At 46.5% G+C, this 561-nt stretch carries 1 protein-coding gene; it reads left to right on the top strand.

Annotation, left to right across the window (positions count from 1 at the left end):
• Positions 1 to 561, top strand: a 561-nt coding sequence (locus SP041_RS20805; protein WP_205961235.1) for an Ig-like domain-containing protein, incomplete at both ends; no start/stop codon positions are given.

Here is a 561-nt window from a genome sequence, read left to right as displayed (position 1 = left end):
CTGCAACGTTTACGATAGATATCACGGCAGCGAACGATACGCCGATTAACAGTACTGATATTCCTGATCAAACACAAAACGAAGACTTCGCCGAATACACTATCGATTTAAAAGAATACTTCTCAGACGCTGAAACCGTGTCAGCAGACTTGGTGTACAGCGTCGCGGGTAACAGCGACATTGGCGTGACGATTGTGGATGGTATTGCAACCTTTACGAGCGCTACCGATAACTTCAATGGCGTTGAAAACATTAGCTTCACGGCAACTGATCCTGATGGCCAAGCAGTGACACAAGCAATTGTATTTACTATTAACCCAGTGAATGATGCACCGACGTTAGCAGATGTGACGACTGCCATTACTGATACAGCGGCAACCGATAGCTTCGATGCAACTACCGGTACGTTAACAGCAAGTGATATTGATGACACAGCCTTTACTTACGACTTCACTGACGGTACTGATACCCATGTGGGTACGTACGGAACATTAACCTTAGCAAGCGATGGCAGTTACAGCTTTGCGCCAAACGCAGCAGCGATTGATGCCTTATCAAGCG

It is taken from the genome of Psychromonas sp. SP041 (assembly GCF_000470315.2).
Taxonomy (GTDB): Bacteria; Pseudomonadota; Gammaproteobacteria; order Enterobacterales; family Psychromonadaceae; genus Psychromonas.
This window is presented reverse-complemented; position numbering and strand designations above follow the sequence as displayed.